The sequence below is a fragment of the Pseudomonas sp. GM41(2012) genome (assembly GCF_000282315.2).
Taxonomy (GTDB): Bacteria; Pseudomonadota; Gammaproteobacteria; order Pseudomonadales; family Pseudomonadaceae; genus Aquipseudomonas.
This window is the reverse complement of the sequence record NZ_AKJN02000006.1, coordinates 1-17655: the sequence shown is the minus strand read 5'-3', so window position 1 is coordinate 17655 and position 17655 is coordinate 1. Positions and strand designations below refer to the sequence as shown.

The window sequence follows — 17655 nt, the reverse complement described above, 5'->3', positions numbered from 1 at the left end:
AGCCAGACATCTGGCTACCAGCCCCTTTACCGCTACAACACGTGCCCATATTGAAGACGGAGATTTCAATGAGCTCGATAACCACTCATACAGCGCTGGCCCCGGTCTACCGCAAGGCCCTGAAAACCTGGCGCCCGGTGATCCTGTACTTCGGCAGTCAACACTGTCCCGCCTGCGAAATGGCCGGACCGGTGTTTCGCCAGATCGCTGAGCCGTATCGGCATCACGCGCAGATCTACATGCTGAACACCAGCGAATCCCCCCGCCACCCGGACGTCACCGGCACACCCACCGTGCTGTTTTACAAGGAGGGGAAGTTGCTGAAGAAGCTCAAGGGAATCGGTACAGAGCAAACCTTGCAGGAGGACTTCGCCAGGCACATTGGCAAGGTGAAACCGGCAACGGTGAAGCGCAAACCGGTTCACGATCTGGCGTGGTTGCGCCAGACCCTGCGAAGGTTGCGCACTGTGCCTCGCGCAACCCGGCAGTTGAATCGGCGGGTTTACGGTTAGTCCGTGCCAAGCTCGCTCCCACAGATGACTGTGTCTGTTTGGGTAACTCGGTCAATTGTGGGAGCGAGCCTGCTCGCGAAGCTTTTACGCTTAGCGATTTTTGACTTGCTCGATGTACCGGATTACTGCCGCGGACTTCTCGAATCGCCGATAAATCAACGACAACCACGAACTCGCCTCGCAACCTTTGATGGCCCGGTACACCACGCCGGGCAAACCCACATGCCCGACCACCGACTCAGGCACGACTGCAACGCCCTGCCCTAACGACACCAACGCAATGACCGCCACCAACCCACCCGGTTGCGCCCCCAGTTTCGGCGCGAATCCACCCTCGGCGGCGACTTGCAAGGTGCCGCTGATTTGCTCCGGCAGGATGAACGTCTCGTTCTGCAAATGTTCCGGACCAATCTCTGGCAGTCGGCACAGCCAGGACTCGGTCGGCAGCGCCAGCACAAAACCTTCTGCGTCCAGGCGAATGGCTTCCAGGCCCTCTGGCAAGGTCATGGGTGAGCGGACATAGCCAATATCGAAACGCCCCTCGACCACCATCATCGGCAATGACGCCATGGGACTTTCCCGTACGTTCAGGCTGACGTCAGGACACTCGCGGCTGAAGGCTTGCACCTGCTTCTGCAGCAAGCCCGAATACACCGCCGACGCCACGTAACCCAGTTCGATATGGCCAATATCCCCGCGCCCGGCACGCTGGGCGTTGTACTGAGCGTATTCGAATTGCCGCACCGTCGCCTCGGCCTCGATCAGCAACGCGGCGCCGGCCTCGGTCAGGCTGACTTCACGTGTCTGGCGCACGAACAATCGCGTGCCGAGTTCGTTCTCCATGTCCTGGATCTGTCGAGTCAAGGTCGGCGGCGCGATACCGAGTTGTTCGGCAGCGCGGGTGAAGTTGCCTTGCCGGGCAACGGCCAGAAAATAGCGGAAATGGCGAATATCCATCAGTGCGTTAGCTCAAAGGTAATGAAGTGACAAGGCGTACCTAACAAGGAAAGTAGCAACCGGCGATAAGCTGCACTGACTTTTACAGTAGAGAAACGCTGCCATGCCCGTCAAACCCACGGTGAGTCCGCGCCTGACATTACTCACAGCCTCAGGTGTTTGCTCGCTGATCGTCCTCGACACCAACATTGTCGCCGTCACCCTGCCTACGATCGCCCGCGACTTGGGCGCTAACTTTGCCGACATCGAATGGGTGGTCAGCGCTTACATGCTGGCCTTCGCCGCTCTTTTGTTGCCGGCTGGCAGCATCGCCGACCGCTTCGGCCGGCAGAAAACCCTGCTCTGCGGATTGGCCATTTTCATCCTCGCGTCCATCGGTTGCGGTGCCGCGCCCACTGCGCTGTTCCTCGATATCGCCCGGGCGATCAAGGGTATTGGCGCGGCCTTGCTGCTGACCTCGGCCCTCGCCTCCATCGGCCACACCTTTCACGATGAAGTGGAACGGGCCAAGGCCTGGGCGTTCTGGGGCGCGTGCATGGGGGTGGCGATGACCGCCGCGCCGACGGTCGGCGGGCTGATCACCGAATACATGGGCTGGCGCTGGATTTTCTACCTGAACCTGCCCGTCGGATTGTTCCTGATGGTGATGGTCTGGCGCGCCGTGCCGGAGTCCCGCGACACTCAGTCCGCACGCCTTGATCCCTGGGGCAGTCTGGCGTTCAGTGCGAGTTTGCTGTGCCTGATCTGGGGCCTGATCGAGGCGAACCGGATTGGCTGGAGCAACCCGCTGACCTACGCTCGGCTGATCGGCGGCGCTCTGTTGTTGGGGCTTTTCGTGGTGATTGAACGGATGCAGCGGCGGCCGATGGTCGACCTGCAACTGTTCAAGCATCCGCGCTTCATCGGTGCGCTATTGGGCATGTTTGCCTACGCTGGCTGCGCCCAGGTGATGATGACCCTGCTGCCCTTCTACCTGCAAAATGGCCTGGGTTTCTCGGCCATCGCTTCAGGTCTGGGGATGTTGCCGTTTGCCCTGACCATGCTGATTTGCCCGCGCATCGGCGTACGTCTGGCGAGTCGATTTGCCCCCGCCACGTTGATGGCCGCCGGTTTGACCCTGGTCGGCAGCGGTAACCTGCTCAACGCCTGGGCGGTCAGCAGCGGCGGTTACCTGCCCTTCGCCCTGGCGATTGCCGTGACGGGCGCCGGTGCCGGACTGCTCAACGGCGATACGCAAAAGAACATCATGGCCTGCGTGCCACGGGAGCGTACCGGCATGGCTTCAGGCATGAGCACCACCATGCGCTTCAGCGCAATCGTACTGGCCATCGGCGTGTTCGGTGCGTTGCTGTCCAGTCATACCGAGCTGTTGTTGCGTACGAGCCTGACGGCACAGGGTGCCCAATGGCTCGGCCAAACCCAGGGCATCGCCTCGCGGGTGGTGGCTGGTGACATGACGGCGGCGATGGGCCTGTTGCCGGAAACCGCGCGCACCGTGGTCGAACCGTTGGCCCGGCAAGCCTTCGTCGGCGGCTTCAGTCTGCTGTTGTGGGTCGCGGGGTTGTTGGCATTACTGGGTGCGCTGGTGGTGGGCACGCTGATGCGCAATCCGATCCCTGCTCCGTCGACCGCAGCTATCGGCGCGAATCCTTGAATGACGCCAGCACCCGCTCGGCATTCGCATCGCAGCCAATACCTTCGGGTTTCGCCTGTATGTCGTCGATCACCGCCAGCAGCTTCGCCTTGCTCTGCGCCAGGTGCAGCTGCATTTCTTCGATCTGATCGACTTTGCGCTTAAGCCCCGCCAGCAGTTCGTCGTGCTTGAATTCACCGGTGATGGTGTCGGGCATCAACTGTTTCAACTCTTCCAGGCTGAACCCGGCCTGCTGGGCGCATTGGATCAGGTACAGCGTCTGCAATACCTGCTCGGGGTAATGCCGGTAGCCGTTGGCCCGACGTTCCACTTTCTGGATCAGGCCCTGGGCCTCGTAAAACCGAATACGCGACGGGTTGAAGCCACTTAACTCCGCCAATTCACCAATCTTCATCTCAGCCTCATTTGCCTGCTTGACATTAAAGTTAACTTTAAGCTTAGCCTCTACTCTTCACTGATGAGGAGTCAAGTATGTCGCCCTTCCAAGCGTTGAATTTGCCCAACGGCCAGACCATCGGCAACCGCATCGCCAAAGCCGCGATGGAAGAGAACCTCGCTGACAGCGAGCAGGCACCTGCAGAGGCCTTGTTCCGTCTGTATCAGGCGTGGGCCGAAGGCGAAACCGGCCTGTTGCTGACTGGCAACGTAATGATCGACCGCCGCGCCATGACCGGGCCCGGTGGCGTGGTGCTGGAAGATGAGCGGCACCTTGAACGCTTTCGCCAATGGGCCAGCATCGGTCGGGCCGGTGGCGCGCAGTTCTGGATGCAGCTCAATCATCCCGGCCGTCAGACCATGGCCAACCTCGGCCAGCAAGCGTTGGCGCCATCCGCAGTGGCGCTGGACCTGGGTGGGTTCTCGAAGATGTTTGCCGAGCCCAAGCCCATGAGCGAGCGCGACATCGAAGACGTGATCCAACGCTTCGCCACCAGCGCGGCCCTGGCGGAAAAGGCCGGTTTCACCGGGGTGCAGATTCATGCCGCACACGGTTATCTGATCAGCCAGTTCCTCTCGCCCTTGACCAACCGCCGAACCGACCGCTGGGGTGGTTCTCTGGAAAATCGCGCGCGCTTGTTGTTGGCGGTGATCAGCGCCGTGCGCAAATCTGTATCGCCGACATTTTGCGTGGCGGTGAAACTCAACTCCGCAGACTTCCAGCGCGGCGGTTTCGATGCCGACGATGCCCGGCAAGTGATTCAGTGGCTCAACGATCAATCGATCGATCTGCTGGAACTCTCCGGCGGCAGCTACGAAGCCCCGGCCATGCAAGGCGAGGCCCGGGATGGTCGGACCCTGGCGCGTGAAGCGTACTTTCTGGAGATGGCCGGTGAGCTGGCCAGTGTGGCGAACATGCCGGTGATGGTGACCGGCGGGATTCGGCGCCTGGCGATCGTCGAACAGGTGCTCGACAGCGGTATCGCCATGGCTGGAATCGGCACAGCACTGGCGATTGAACCTCAACTGGTCAAACGCTGGCGCGAAGGTCAGAACAGTCACCCGCAACTGCCGCCGATTCGCTGGAAACGCAAACCCCTGGCGGCACTGGCGAGCATGGCCGTCGTGAAGTTCCAGCTCAATCGCCTGAGCCGTGGGCGCAAGACCCGTCCCGACGTATCGGCGCTATGGGCGTTGATTCTCGACCGCGTGCACATCGCCCGGCGGACTCGCCAGTATCGGCAGGCGATGGGAATGAAGTAATCCAATGTGGGAGTGAGCCTGCTCGCGATTGCGGTGTGTCAGGCGGCATCAATATTGACTGGTCGGGCGCTATCGCGAGCAGGCTCACTCCCACAAGGGGGGGGGTTACCGTCCGGAAAAACGCAATCTGGATAGCTGGCGCAAATCCCCCGCGCGATAGTAATCATCGGTCCAGCTGTCATCCGCCGCCAACGGATGGACCTGCTTGAGCGCGAGTTTCCTGGCGAAGTAGCGAAAGCGGTAATGCTCGTAGAACCGCAGCAGTTCCAGACCATAACGGTCTGCCAGATCGGTATCACCGCGAATGATCAGGTAGTTCTCGTCATTGCCATTGCTGGCCGCGGCACTGAGGTTGTGGCTGCCGCTGATGATCGTCGGCGCATCGCTGGTGAAGTCCGTCACCACGGCTTTGGTGTGCACCAGCAGGTTGCCCTTCTGGCCTTTCATGTTCTCTCGAAGCCAGCCTTCCAGCCCGGTGTTGAGCAGCGCGGTGGCGGCGAATTCGGCGGTGCGGTCGGCGTGGAAACCGGTGATACGGCTGGCGGTGTTTTGCAGGCCGTAACGCAAAATGTCGTCGTGGGGCAAGCCGAGCAAGGCGTTCAGGATGTCGTCGGGCAAGGCGAACGCGGTGACGAACAGCACGTCTTTTTTCGCCGCGTTGATGATCTCGACAAACGCTTGCAGATCCCCTTGGCCCGAGCGAGGAGAGAAACCGGCGAACATCGGCTGCAGCGAATCCATCGGGTTGTTTTGCGTGAGCCAGTTTCGGGTGGCACCGACATCCGCAGGGTTGGCCCAGACCTGCTCGAAGGTGTGCAGATAGCTGGTGCTGACGCGCGTGTCGTCCAGCACATGCACCACGTTGGCCTGGCGGTAAACGCCGTTGGGCGTGAAATTGGTGCTGCCGCAAAGCACCGCTTCCGGCTGACGCTGCCCCGCCGCTTCGAGCCGGCTCAGCACCATGAATTTGTTGTGGAAGATGTTATGGGTGACCCGTCCGCGCTTGTTCTCTGCCGGGATTTTTTCCAGGCTGGCCTCGTTCATGGCGGTGTCTTCATCGCCCGGCTGGGCATGATAAAGCACGCGAACGTTCACCCCACGTTCGAACGCGGCATTGACCGCATCGACAATGGCCTGCAATTCATACTCGTAGATCGCAACGTCCAGCGCCCACTGGCCATCCACCGCACGCTCGATAAACCCCAGCAAACGTCCGAGCAAACCGTTTTCCAGCCATTGCCGCGGGATATCCGGCCAGGCTTCGATGGGCAGGTTCTTGTTGGCGCTGATCAGCGCATCGAGCTCGGGAAACTTGCGCTGGAACGCCTGGCTGGCCGCCACTGCGCGATTGAAGATCACGCTTTGGTTATTCGGCTGACCATTGTCGGAGGTGACCGTCACTTCCAGGAACTCACCCAGTTGCGGCGCATCAACGCTGCCGTAAGCCAGGTGGATTCGGTAATGGATCGTCGCCCCCGGATTGACCGCGTAATCGGCCCAGCGAAATTTCTGTAATGGCGCGATATCACTGGGGGTGGCGTGAAACTGGGGAAAGGTATGCACCTTGCCGGGGAAGGTCAGGCTGTTGAACAGGAACAGCCAGGGCTTGGGGCCTTGCTGCTTTTCGATGGCGAAACCCAAGAGGCCTTTGCGCCGGTGTTCGGCCAGATCCATGGCCAACAGCACGCCATTGGTGCCGGCGTAGGCTTTGACGCGGAAATCGTCCTGAATGTTGGCGGCTAGAACTCGCATGACTCACTCCTGTGAAGATCAAAAGATCGCAGCCTGCGGCAGCTCCTACGGGTGTACGCCGTTCATTGTAGGAGCTGCCGCAGGCTGCGATCTTTTCGGTTCACTCCATATCATCGATATGTTGATATTCGGCCTGCAACTCGGTAGCCAAGACTTTAGACCGTCCAAGCCGAATCGGCCCCCGTTCGATGTCGATCAGCAGTCCCGGACAATCAAGCGCCGGCAACATCGACCAGTCCTTCAATCGGCCATCGGTCACCAGCAACAAGCGCTGCTGTTCCGCCGGAAAACGCTTCTGCCTGACCGCCAGCCAGCGCCCCGCTTCACCCAGCGCCGCCAGCAATGGCGTACCACCGCCCGCTCCCAGCCCATCAAGCCAGTCGCGCAAACCCGCGGAGGCTTTCAACCCTTGCACTTGCCATTTCGGCACATGACCACTGGCAGTGAGCAACGCCAAGCGTGCACGCTGGCGATAGGCGTCGTCGAACAGTTGCGCGAGCAAGCCCTTGGCATCGCTCAACGCCTGATGGCGACGAGTCGAAGCCGAGGCGTCGACGATCACCAGCCACAGTTCGTGGGGCGAGCGGGTGCGCAGGTGAAACAACACATCATCACGCCGACGCGGGCGGCCGTTCAGTAAGGTACCGGGCCAATTGATCGAGCCGCTACGCGCCGCGTGACGTTTACCCTGTTTGCCGTTGTCCAGTCGTCCGGCGCGGGGTCTGGCATTCGCCCCCGCGTCAGATCGAGGGCGAATGCCTAGGGCTTTTTTGGCCAGCTCGGCACTTCACGGCGTGCGCCGACCGGTAACGCCTGAGCGGGCATTTCACCCCATTGGCCCTGGCCTTCGCTCGGGTTGGAATGCTGCGTAGAGGGCGGCTGACTTTGTTGCGGCGCTGGTGGCGATGGCTCGCGGCGGCGATGGCGCAAGGCAAATTCGGCGACGGCGTCGATGTCTTCCTCGGCGATTGCATTCGCCCCACGCCATGCCGCGTGGGCACGCGCGGCACGCAACCAGACCAGGTCGGCCCGCAAGCCATCGACCCCGGCGGCAAAGCAGCGCTCTGTAATCTGCGCCAGCGCATGATCGTCGAGCGGGATGCTTGCCAGCGTGCTGCGTGCTTTCTGGCAACGTTCGCGCAGCGACTGCTGTTGGCGTTCCCATTCGGCGCAGAAGCTATGGGGATCGCTGTCGAAATCCAGCCGTCGCCGGATGATCTGGCCGCGTTCGGTCGGTGCGGTGTGACCACTGAGGGCGACGTTCAGGCCAAAGCGGTCGAGCAGTTGCGGACGCAGCTCACCCTCTTCCGGGTTCATGGTGCCGATCAGCACGAACTTCGCCGAATGCCGATGGGAAATGCCGTCGCGCTCGATCAGGTTGGTGCCGCTGGCGGCCACGTCCAGCAGCAGGTCCACCAGGTGATCGGGCAATAAATTGACCTCATCAACGTAGAGCACGCCGCCGTCGGCCTTGGCCAGTACACCGGCGGAAAACTGTGCGCGACCCTCGCTCAGGGCTGCGTCCAGGTCGAGGGTGCCGACCAGCCGTTCTTCGGTGGCGCCGAGCGGCAAGGTGACGAATTGGCCGCTGGCGAGCAAGTCCGCCAGGCCTCGGGCCAGTGTTGACTTGGCCATGCCGCGAGGGCCTTCGATGAGTACGCCGCCGATTTTCGGGTCGATGGCGGTCAGGTAGAGGGCGAGTTTGAGATCGTCAGCGCCGACCACGGCGGAAAGCGGGAAATGGGGGGTGTCGGTCATCTTCAATACTCGGTCATGGTCGGTAGCAGGCACACTTTGTACCTTGTGGGAGTGAGCCTGCTCGCGATAGCGGTGGATCAATCGACATCAATATTGACTGGTCGACCGCTATCGCGAGCAGGCTCACTCCCACAGGGGTTTGCGGCGCGTCAGGTGTCTTCTTCTATGTCCAACAACAAATTCTCCAGCGCCTCGCGATACTCGCCCGGCGCCTTCCACATCCCCCGCTGCTGCGCCTCCAGCATCCGTTCAGTCATATCGCGCAACGCATGCGGATTATGCTCACGAACAAAATCCCGGGTCGCCGGATCCAGCAAATACGCATCCGCCAGCAACGCGTACTGGTGGTCGTCGATCAACTGCGTTGTAGCGTCGAAGGCGAACAGGTTATCGACCGTCGCCGCCAGTTCAAACGCGCCTTTATAGCCGTGGCGCTTCACGCCGTCGATCCACTTCGGATTGGCCGCCCGGGAGCGAATCACCCGGTTCAGCTCTTCCTTCAATGTGCGGATCTTCGGCAGATCCGGCTGACTGTGATCGCCATGGTAACTGGCCGCGGCTTCACCACTGAGGCTTTCCACCGCCGCGAGCATGCCGCCCTGAAACTGGTAATAGTCGTTGGAATCGAGCAAGTCGTGCTCACGGTTGTCCTGGTTTTGCAGCACCGCCTGCACCTGGCTCAGGCGCTGAGCGAACTGCTCGCGCGCCGCGGTGCCTTCGTCAGAACCGCCGTAAGCGTAGCCGCCCCAGTTCAGGTAAACCTCGGCCAGGTCATCGCGGCTTTGCCACAGACGACCATCGATGGCGCCCTGCACGCCCGCGCCGTAAGCACCGGGTTTGGCGCCAAAGATGCGCCAACCGGCCTGACGCTTCGCCGCGTCTTCATCCAGCCCCGATTGCATCAACGCTTCGCGCTCGGCACGCACCTTGGCGGCCAGGGGGTTGAGGTCGTCCGGTTCGTCGAGGGCGGCGACCGCTTGCACGGCGGCGTCGAACAGACGGATCAGATTGGCAAAGGCATCGCGGAAGAATCCGGAGACGCGCAAGGTCACGTCCACGCGCGGACGGTCCAGCAGACTCAGCGGCAGAATCTCGAAGTCGTCGACCCGTTGACTGCCCGTGGCCCAGACCGGGCGCACGCCCATCAGCGCCATGGCCTGGGCGATGTCGTCGCCACCGGTGCGCATGGTCGCGGTGCCCCACACCGACAAGCCGAGCTGACGCAAGTGATCGCCGTGGTCTTGCAGGTGTCGTTCGAGAATCAGGTTGGCCGACTGAAAACCGATACGCCACGCGGTGGTGGTCGGCAGGTTACGCACGTCCACCGAGTAGAAGTTGCGCCCGGTCGGCAGCACGTCGAGTCGACCGCGACTCGGCGCACCGCTGGGGCCGGCCGGCACGAAGCGGCCACTGAGCGCATCGAGCAGACCGCGCATTTCCGCCGGGCCGCAGGCATCCAGCCGTGGCGCGACGACTTCACGCAGGCTGTCGACGATGGCGCTCACTTCTGACCAGCCCGCCTCCTGTGGGACAGAGCTTTTGTGGCGAGGGGATTTAGCGAAACGTCGCACCGCCCCGTTGGACTGCGCAGCAGTCCCATTTTTTGGGGCCGCTTCGCGACCCAACGGGGATAAATCCCCTCGCCACAAAAGCTCGCTCCCCCAGGGGACGGGCTCGACCTCGGTATTCAACGTCTGCGAGATCAGTTGAGCAGCAAACAGTTCCAGACGTTCGCGGGTATCACCTGCTGTGCGCCAGACTTCATCGGTGAGGGTTTGCAATTCAATCGGACGTGGCCCGGTCCAAGGTTCGGCGAGCGCGCAATCCAGCGGATCGAAGCCCAGCGTGAACGCCTTGGCCAAGGCCCGCAGCAGACTCGATTGCGCACCGCGCCCATCGCCACGCGGAATACGTAACAGCGCCAGCAACGTGTCGATGCGCAAGCGCCCGATCGGCGACTCGCCAAACACATGCAGGCCGTCGCGGATCTGCGACTCTTTCAAGTCGCACAAATAGGTGTCCAGACGCGGCAGCCAGATCGCTGCATCGGCATCACTGTCGAGCTTTTCGTCCAGTTGCAGTTCGCGGTCGATGTGCGTCTCGCGTACCAGTTGCAGGATGTCGCGTTGCAATTCCCGGGCACGGCGCGGGTCGAGCATTTGCGCTTCGTAATACTCGTCGGCGAGTAGTTCGAGGTTGCGCAACGGGCCGTACGTTTCGGCGCGGGTCAGCGGCGGCATCAGGTGATCGATGATCACCGCTTGCGTGCGGCGCTTGGCCTGGGCGCCCTCGCCCGGATCGTTGACGATGAACGGATAGATGTTCGGCAGCGGACCGAGCAGCGCATCCGGCCAGCAATGCTCGGACAGACCGACGCCTTTGCCCGGCAACCATTCGAGGTTGCCGTGCTTGCCGACGTGGATCACGCCGTGGGCACCATAGGTGTTGCGCAACCAGAAATAGAACGCCAGGTAACCGTGAGGCGGCACCAGGTCCGGGTCGTGATACACCGCGCTCGGATCGACCTGATAACCCCGCGCCGGTTGAATGCCGACGAAGGTCAGGCCAAAGCGCAGCCCGGCGATCATCATTCGCCCGCCACGGAACATCGGATCGCTTTGCGGCGAGCCCCAACGCTCCAGCACCGCTTGGCGATTGGATTCGGGCAAGGCGTTGAACATCAGGTTGTAGTCGTCCAGCGCGAGGCTTTGCATACACGGGCGCTGGTCGAGGGTGTCGAGGTCGTTGCTGACGCCACCGAGTAATTGCTGGACCAACGCGGTGCCGCTATCAGGCAACTCGGCCGGCAGCGGATAACCTTCTTTATGCAGCGCACGCAGGATGTTCAGCGCCGCGGCCGGGGTGTCGAGGCCCACGCCATTGCCGATGCGACCGTCGCGGGTCGGGTAGTTGGCGAGGATCAGGGCGATGCGTTTTTCAGCGTTGGGCACTCGTGCCAGATCAATCCAGCGCCGCGCCAGTTCGGCGACAAAATCCATGCGTTCCGGTTGTGGTCGATAGCAGACCACATCGGATTGACTGCGCTCGCTGCGCCAGGCCAGGTCCTTGAAGCTGATCGGTCGGCTGATGATCCGCCCATCCAGTTCCGGCAGCGCGATGTGCATCGCCAGATCACGCGGGCCGAGGCCTTGTTCGCTGGCGCGCCATCCGGGCTCGTTGTCCTGCGCGCAGATCGCCTGGATCACCGGGATGTTGCGGCGAAACGGTCGCAAATGCGGCGCCTCGGGGCTGGATTGGGCGAAACCGGTGGTGTTGAGAATTACGCCGGCCTCGACTTCATCCAGCCAGTCCTCAACCACCGTCAGGCAGCCGGGCTCTTTCAGACTGGCCACGGCAATCGGCAACGGGTTCAGCCCCGCCGCCTGCAAACGCAGGCAGAAAACATCGATGAAGCCGGTGTTGGCCGCCTGCAAATGCGAGCGGTAGAACAGCACCGCCGCCACCGGTTGACCGGCCTGCCAGTCGGCTTGCCAATCCTTCAGTTCAGCGGGGCTTTTGCGCGGGTGGTAAATCGCCGTGCGCGGCAAGGTTTGCGGCTCGGCCCAGGCGTAGTCGCGATCCAGCCAACAATTGGCGAGGCAGCGGAAAAAATCCAGGGCATTGCTCATGCCGCCCTGACGCAAAAACTGCCAGAGCCGGTCGCGGTCTTCCGCGCCCACTGTGCTCAGGTCGCTGAGTTCCGGGTCCGGGCGGTCATCGCCGGGCACCAGAATCAGCTGCACGCCGCGTTCCGACAGCTGCACCAGACGCTCGACGCCATAACGCCAATAGGCGATACCGCCATGCAACGAGATCAGAATCACCTTGGCGTGGCGCAGCACTTCGTCGACATACAGGTCGACCGAGGCGTGATTCTGCACCTGCATCGGATTGGCCAGGCGCACGCTGGGGTAATCGTCGGGCAACTGCTGCGCCGCTTCGGCGAGCAGCGCGAGGCTGGAGTCGCCGCTGCACAGGATCACCAGCTCGGCGGGGGTTTGTCCAAGGTCGGCAATGTTGTCATCCGACACGAAACCGCCGGGCTGGGTCCTGAGCAGGTGCATGGCTTAAACGCTGAGCGCAGCGCGCAATTGCGCTTCAAGCAGAGTGGCGTCCAGCTCCTGACCGATCAACACCAGGCGCGTGGTACGCGCTTCGTCGGCGCCCCACTGACGGTCGAAGTGCTTGTCGAAACGTGTGCCCACGCCCTGGATCAGCAGGCGCATCGGCTTGTTCGGAATCGCCGCGAAGCCTTTGACGCGCAGGATGCCGTGCTGGACCACCAGTTGAGTCAACGCGTCCAGCAGCAGGCTTTCGTCGGCTTGCGGCAGTTCGATGGAGATGGAGTCGAAGGCATCGTGGTCGTGGTCGTCTTCATGGTGGTGATCGTGATGACTGTGACGGCTGTCGATGTGTTCTTCAGAGCCGGCGCCGAGGCCGATCAGCACGTCCAGTGGCACGCGACCGCTGCTGGCTTCGATGACTTTCACCGCGGGCGGCAGTTCTTCAGCGACTTCCAGGCGTACACGGGCCAGGTCTTCAGGGCTGATCAGGTCGGCCTTGTTGAGGATCACCAGGTCGGCGCTGGCCAGTTGGTCGGCGAACAGTTCGTGCAGCGGCGATTCGTGGTCCAGGTTCGGGTCGAGTTTGCGCTGGGCATCGACCTGGTCCGGGAAAGCCGCGAAGGTGCCGGCGGCGACCGCTGGGCTGTCGACCACGGTGATGACCGCGTCAACGGTGCAGGCGCTGCGGATTTCCGGCCACTGGAAGGCTTGCACCAGCGGTTTTGGCAGGGCCAGGCCCGAAGTTTCGATGAGGATGTGGTCGAGGTCGCCGCGACGGGCGACCAATTCGCGCATCACCGGGAAGAATTCTTCCTGAACGGTGCAGCACAGGCAGCCGTTGGCCAGTTCGTAGACGCGGCCGTTGGCTTCTTCTTCAGTGCAACCGATGGAGCACTGCTTGAGGATTTCGCCGTCGATGCCCAGCTCGCCGAACTCGTTGACGATCACCGCAATGCGACGGCCCTGAGCGTTGTCGAGCATGTGCCGCAGCAATGTGGTTTTGCCCGAGCCGAGGAAGCCGGTAACGATGGTGACGGGGAGTTTGGCCAGTGTTTTCATCGGATGCCCTTTGGCAAGGTGGCGGGCATACGGGACGACAATCGCAGCGGCGGAGGCGCGCGCGGAAGAGTTCGTCACCGGATCACCCCGCCCGGTTGTAGTGAGAATCTGTGTCGAGGCAGGTCTCCTGGCTGACGGTGTGCAGGGCTGGTGGGCCTGGCATTCGCTGCGCCTTCCCGCGAACCCGTTGCACAGGGTTTGCAGTGGCGTGGCAGCGAACATCACCGTTCACAGTTGCGGGGGCAGCCGCGGCATCGACCGCGTTCCCTTCTTAGCTTCGGCAAACGCCGAAGAACCTCGAAAGCGCAAGGCTACGCATCGTGTGGGGGCGGGTCAATGTCTTGTGCCGACCCTCAGGACGCTATCGCGGGCAAGCCTTGCTCCTACAAGAGCGCCGCCGTCCTGTAGGAGCAAGGCTTGCCCGCGATTGAGGCACTGAGGTGTCGAGTTGAGAACCCTTGCCAATTGACGTCCAACCCCCGCCCATGCTCTCCTACACGCCTTGTTACGGGTGCCCTTCACAGGGTGAAACGGGAAACCGGTGAATCATGTGCTTTACTCTAAAGTCATGTCAGTCCGGTGCTGCCCCCGCAACGGTAAGCGAGCGAAGCGTCAGATCCACTGTGCCAGCAGTTCGGCATGGGAAGGTGATGCTTGCAGGTCAAGGCGAAAGCCAGTGCCCCCTCGTGAGCCCGGAGACCGGCCCGCAACACAAAGTGACCATTACGATCACTGAATAACAAACCCGCGGTGGGCGGGCGCTGTTTGAACCTCTGCGTGCCCGACTCGCAGGGGTCTTCCATGCGCTCTGTATCACCCGCTGACAGACCAGAGGGAAGCGCCATGTCGATCATCAGCAGCACCGGCAGCAACACCGATAAGAGCACCGCCAGCACCACCAATACCCTGACTCAACGCCTGACCGCCGCCGTGTGTGCGTCGATCCTGGGTGCGTGCCTTGTGTATTTCGCCGGTTTCTCGCACATCGAAGCGGTGCACAACGCCGCTCACGATACCCGCCACAGCTCTGCATTCCCGTGTCATTGAGACCTGCCCACATGATCAAGCGTATCGCGCAAACCGCAGGGTTCACCGGGCTGCTGGCCGCCCTGTTGCTGACGTTGCTGCAAAGCTTCTGGGTGGCTCCGCTGATTCTGCAGGCCGAGACTTACGAAAAATCCGAGCCCACCGCGGTTGAAGTTCACGAACACGCCGCAGGTGCTGTCGCCGCTCACACCCACGATGCTGAGGCCTGGGAGCCGGAAGACGGCTGGCAGCGCGTGCTGTCCACCACCGGCGGCAACCTGGTGGTAGCGGTCGGTTTCGCCCTGATGCTGGCCGGTCTTTACACCTTGCGCGCACCGACCAAAACCTCCCAAGGCCTGCTTTGGGGCCTGGCCGGTTACGCGACGTTCGTGCTGGCACCGACCCTCGGTCTGCCGCCTGAGCTGCCGGGCACTGCCGCCGCTGATTTGGCGCAACGGCAGATCTGGTGGATCGGCACGGCGGCCTCCACCGCGGTCGGCATCGCATTGATCGTGTTCAGCCGTCACTGGCTGATGAAAGTGCTTGGCGTGGCCATCCTGGCCGTTCCTCACGTGATCGGCGCACCACAACCGGAAGTCCACTCGATGCTGGCTCCGGAAGCCCTGGAAGCTCAGTTCAAAATCGCTTCGCAGTTGACCAACGCGGCATTCTGGCTGGCCCTGGGCCTGATCAGTGCCTGGTTGTTCCGCCGCAAAAGCGATGGTCAATACCACGCATGACTGAGATCAGCACAGCGCCGACTTTAGTGGTCGGCCTGGGCTGCCAGCGCGGCTGCCCCGTCAGCACGCTGCGGGCGCTACTCGATCAGGCGTTACAGGCTCATAAAATCGAGCTTCACCAGATCAAAGCCCTGGCCAGCATCGACCTGAAGCGCGAAGAACCTGGCTTGATCGAACTGGCCGAACAGCTTGAGTTACCGTTGATGTACTTCAGCAGCGAACAACTGGCCGGCTATCAACCGCTACTCAGCCACCGCTCGGACATCGCGTTCGAACGCACCGGCTGCTACGGCGTAGCGGAAAGTGCCGCCCTGGCCCTGGCCGAACAACTGGCCCAGGCACCGGCAAAATTGCTGATTCCACGACAAAAATATGCCCAGGCCACCTTGGCATTGGCCGGCGCCGCCTAATATCCTCGATAATCCCCGCCATCGATCATGAGCAATCTTCATCTGAAGCCTTGCCCAACCCCTTTTTCTCACAGGAACCGACGATGACCGTCTACTTCATTGGCGCAGGTCCCGGCGACCCGGAACTGATCACAGTCAAAGGCCAACGGCTGATTCGCAGCTGCCCGGTGATCATCTATGCCGGCTCCCTGGTGCCCGCCGCCGTGCTGGAAGGCCATCGCGCCGAACAGGTGGTCAACAGCGCCGAACTGCACCTGGAACAGATCATCGAGCTGATCAAATCCGCCCACGCCAAGGGCCAGGACGTGGCCAGGGTGCACTCCGGCGATCCGAGTCTTTATGGTGCGATTGGCGAGCAGATCCGCTATCTGCGCGAACTCGACATCCCGTTTGAAATCATTCCCGGCGTCACGGCCACGGCGGCCTGCGCGGCACTATTGGGCGCGGAACTGACGTTACCCGACGTGTCGCAAAGCGTGATCCTGACCCGCTATGCCGACAAAACTGCGATGCCTGCCGGCGAAGAGCTTGGCAGCCTGGCGCAGCACGGGGCGACTATGGCGATTCATCTGGGGGTCAATCATCTGGAGAAGATCCTGGCCGAATTGCTGCCGCATTACGGCGCGGATTGCCCGATCGCGGTGATTCACCGGGCGACCTGGCCGGATCAGGATTGGGTGGTGGGGACGCTTGAAGACATTGCCGCGAAGGTTGAAGCCAAGGGGTTTCGGCGCACGGCGTTGATTTTGGTGGGTCGGGTTTTGGGCAGTGATCATTTCAGCGAGTCGTCGCTGTATCGTGCGGGGCATGCGCATTTGTATCGCCCATAAGATCAAAAGATCAAAAGATCGCAGCCTTCGGCAGCTCCTACAGGTGAACGCATCCCTATGTAGGAGCTACCGGAGGCTGCGATCTTTTAAGGCTTCCCCCATAAAAAAACGGCGCTCACGGGGCGCCGTTTTTTATGTTTGCAGCGAACACCTTACTTAGTAGTAGGCGTTTTCTTTCTGCGTGTGGTCGGTGACGTCACGAACACCCTTGAGCTCGGGAATGCGCTCGAGCAAGGTGCGCTCGATGCCTTCGCGAAGGGTGACGTCTGCCTGGCCGCAGCCCTGGCAACCGCCGCCGAACTTCAGCACGGCGATGCCGTCTTCGACCACATCGATCAGGCTGACCTGACCGCCGTGGCTGGCCAGCCCCGGGTTGATCTCGGTTTGCAGGTAATAGTTGATACGCTCATTGACCGGGCTGTCGGCGCTGACCATCGGTACTTTGGCGTTTGGCGCCTTAATGGTGAGCTGACCGCCCATACGGTCGGTGGCGTAGTCGACTACCGCATCGTCCAGGAACGCTTCGCTGAACGAGTCGATGTAAGCGGTGAAGCTTTTGAGCCCCAGCGCCGTGTCTTCAGGTTTTTCTTCGCCCGGCTTGCAATAAGCAATGCAGGTTTCGGCGTACTGGGTGCCAGGCTGGGTGATAAAGACGCGGATGCCGATGCCTGGGGTGTTCTGCTTGGAGAGCAGATCAGCCAGATAATCGTGGGCGGCGTCGGTAATGGTAATAGCGGTCATGGAAACTCCTCGCAGGCTTGGGCGCAGTTTACGCCAATCATCGCGCCGTACAAAGTCCTAGTATTTTTGTCGGGAAAGAGCTGGAACGGCCTCGATAGCCAAATCGCCGTCGATTCGGCCTTTCAGCCACCGATAGCTGCATTTTTCCACCCATTCGTAACTTGCCCACGAGCCCAGACCGATTGTCGCGGCGCAAACGGCGAACATCACGTAGGGACTGATGCCACATCGACGGCCCTCCCAATCGCATTCCACAAACCACCGCCAATCCCTTGTAGGAGCCGAGCTGGCTCCGGGCGGCGATCCGACGATAGCGTATTGTCTGTCTCTTATACACATCTAGATGTGTATAAGAGACAGGAGTGGGATATTGGCCTGTAACCGGATCAAAAAATGTGGGAGCGAGCCTGCTCGCGAAAGCGGTCGATCATCCAACAATGATGTCGACTGACCC

Annotated in this window: 15 protein-coding genes and 2 riboswitches; of the genes, 7 read left to right on the top strand and 8 right to left on the bottom strand. The window is 61.6% G+C overall.

The features are described from left to right. Positions 1–68: 68 nt before the first annotated feature. Positions 69–512, top strand: a complete 444-nt coding sequence (locus PMI27_RS25470; RefSeq protein ID WP_008150956.1) for a thioredoxin family protein — start codon at positions 69–71, stop codon at positions 510–512. A gap of 90 nt (positions 513–602) precedes the next feature. On the opposite strand, the gene PMI27_RS25475 is transcribed toward PMI27_RS25470, so the two are convergent. Next, a complete protein-coding gene (locus tag PMI27_RS25475; protein ID WP_008150958.1) occupies positions 603–1469 on the bottom strand; it encodes a LysR family transcriptional regulator in 867 nt (288 codons plus the stop codon). A gap of 103 nt (positions 1470–1572) precedes the next feature. On the opposite strand from PMI27_RS25475, the gene PMI27_RS25480 reads away from it, so the two are divergent. Beyond that, positions 1573–3123 (top strand): MFS transporter, encoded by a 1551-nt coding sequence (locus PMI27_RS25480; RefSeq protein WP_008150961.1) that lies wholly within the window; start codon positions 1573–1575, stop codon positions 3121–3123. Here PMI27_RS25480 and PMI27_RS25485 read toward each other — a convergent pair. Beyond that, positions 3104–3517: a MerR family transcriptional regulator gene (locus PMI27_RS25485; RefSeq protein ID WP_008150963.1), complete on the bottom strand. Its 414-nt coding sequence runs from the start codon at positions 3515–3517 to the stop codon at positions 3104–3106. The two genes, PMI27_RS25480 and PMI27_RS25485, sit on opposite strands and share 20 nt — an antisense overlap. Positions 3518–3594: 77 nt before the next feature. Between PMI27_RS25485 and PMI27_RS25490 the strand changes: the two genes are divergently transcribed. Continuing rightward, a complete protein-coding gene (locus PMI27_RS25490) occupies positions 3595–4821 on the top strand; it encodes an NADH:flavin oxidoreductase/NADH oxidase family protein (protein WP_008150966.1) in 1227 nt (408 codons plus the stop codon). Positions 4822–4926: 105 nt separating this feature from the next. Here PMI27_RS25490 and PMI27_RS25495 read toward each other — a convergent pair whose 3' ends face one another. From PMI27_RS25495 to cobW, 5 genes are all read right to left on the bottom strand, one after another. Further along, positions 4927–6573 carry a phospholipase D-like domain-containing protein gene (locus PMI27_RS25495; protein ID WP_008150968.1) on the bottom strand — a complete coding sequence of 549 codons (1647 nt, stop codon included), beginning with the start codon at positions 6571–6573 and terminating at the stop codon, positions 4927–4929. 100 nt (positions 6574–6673) lie between these two features. Next, on the bottom strand, positions 6674–7330 hold the full coding sequence (locus PMI27_RS25500; protein WP_443200778.1) for a vWA domain-containing protein: 657 nt from the start codon (positions 7328–7330) through the stop codon (positions 6674–6676). Positions 7331–7332: 2 nt separating this feature from the next. Then, on the bottom strand, positions 7333–8331 hold the full coding sequence (locus PMI27_RS25505) for an ATP-binding protein (RefSeq protein WP_008150974.1): 999 nt from the start codon (positions 8329–8331) through the stop codon (positions 7333–7335). Between the two features lie 149 nt (positions 8332–8480). Beyond that, a complete protein-coding gene (gene cobN, locus PMI27_RS25510) occupies positions 8481–12395 on the bottom strand; it encodes a cobaltochelatase subunit CobN (RefSeq protein WP_008150976.1) in 3915 nt (1304 codons plus the stop codon). Positions 12396–12398: 3 nt separating this feature from the next. Continuing rightward, on the bottom strand, positions 12399–13454 hold the full coding sequence (gene cobW / locus PMI27_RS25515; protein WP_008150978.1) for a cobalamin biosynthesis protein CobW: 1056 nt from the start codon (positions 13452–13454) through the stop codon (positions 12399–12401). 100 nt (positions 13455–13554) lie between these two features. After that, a riboswitch (cobalamin riboswitch) is annotated at positions 13555–13769 on the bottom strand. 177 nt (positions 13770–13946) lie between these two features. Then, a riboswitch (cobalamin riboswitch) is annotated at positions 13947–14176 on the top strand. 121 nt (positions 14177–14297) lie between these two features. On the opposite strand from cobW, the gene PMI27_RS25520 reads away from it, so the two are divergent. From PMI27_RS25520 to cobM, 4 genes are all read left to right on the top strand, one after another. Then, positions 14298–14501, top strand: coding sequence for a CbtB domain-containing protein (locus PMI27_RS25520; RefSeq protein WP_008150980.1), 204 nt, complete (start codon positions 14298–14300; stop codon positions 14499–14501). An 11-nt stretch (positions 14502–14512) separates the two neighbouring features. Next, positions 14513–15220, top strand: a complete 708-nt coding sequence (locus tag PMI27_RS25525; RefSeq protein WP_008150981.1) for a CbtA family protein — start codon at positions 14513–14515, stop codon at positions 15218–15220. Then, entirely contained in the window at positions 15217–15630 is a 414-nt protein-coding gene (locus PMI27_RS25530; RefSeq protein ID WP_008150984.1) for a cobalamin biosynthesis protein, read from the top strand. Before PMI27_RS25525 ends, PMI27_RS25530 begins: the two co-directional genes overlap by 4 nt. An 83-nt stretch (positions 15631–15713) precedes the next feature. Further along, positions 15714–16460, top strand: coding sequence for a precorrin-4 C(11)-methyltransferase (gene cobM / locus PMI27_RS25535; protein WP_008150987.1), 747 nt, complete (start codon positions 15714–15716; stop codon positions 16458–16460). Positions 16461–16616: 156 nt separating this feature from the next. Here cobM and nfuA read toward each other — a convergent pair whose 3' ends face one another. Beyond that, the gene (nfuA, locus tag PMI27_RS25540; RefSeq protein ID WP_008150988.1) at positions 16617–17201 is read right to left on the bottom strand and encodes a Fe-S biogenesis protein NfuA; all 585 of its coding nucleotides are present in this window, start codon (positions 17199–17201) and stop codon (positions 16617–16619) included. Positions 17202–17655 lie beyond the last annotated feature (454 nt).